Annotated in this window: 1 protein-coding gene; it reads left to right on the top strand. The window is 69.0% G+C overall.

Annotated features, from left to right (window positions below):
* Positions 1 to 523 (top strand): M10 family metallopeptidase C-terminal domain-containing protein (locus GR303_RS24265; protein ID WP_201752220.1); only part of this gene is annotated, 523 nt, incomplete at both ends.

Genomic DNA, 523 nt, shown 5'->3' with positions numbered 1-523 from the left:
CATGCTTTGGGTCTGGAGCATCCGCACGAGAGCGGCATGCCGCTCGACCGGGACTCGCTCGAGTACACGGTGATGAGCTACCGCTCCTACACGGGCGCCTCCACCACCGGCGGCTACGTCAACGAGAGCTGGGGCTATGCCCAGTCGCTGATGATGTACGACATCGCCGCCCTGCAGGCCCTGTACGGCGCCAACTACGCCACCCACAGCGGCAACACCCGCTACGCCTGGAGCCCCACCACCGGCGAGACGTTCGTCAACGGCATCGGCCAGGGCGCGCCCGGAGACAACCGCATCCTGCTCACCGTGTGGGACGGCGGCGGCCTGGACACCTACGACTTCTCCGCCTACGCCACCGGCCTGACCATCGACCTGCAGCCCGGCGCCTGGAGCACCACCTCCCCTGCCCAGCTCGCCCGCCTGCACTGGAACGGCTCCAAGCTCGCCGCCGGCACCATCGCCAACGCCCTCCTCCACCAGGGCGACACACGCGCCCTCATCGAAAACGCAACCGGCGGTTCCG

It is taken from the genome of Microvirga arsenatis (assembly GCF_009910705.1).
GTDB classification, from domain to species: Bacteria; Pseudomonadota; Alphaproteobacteria; order Rhizobiales; family Beijerinckiaceae; genus Microvirga; species Microvirga arsenatis.
The sequence above is the reverse complement of the archived record's forward strand: the minus strand, read 5'-3'. Positions and strand labels throughout refer to the sequence as shown.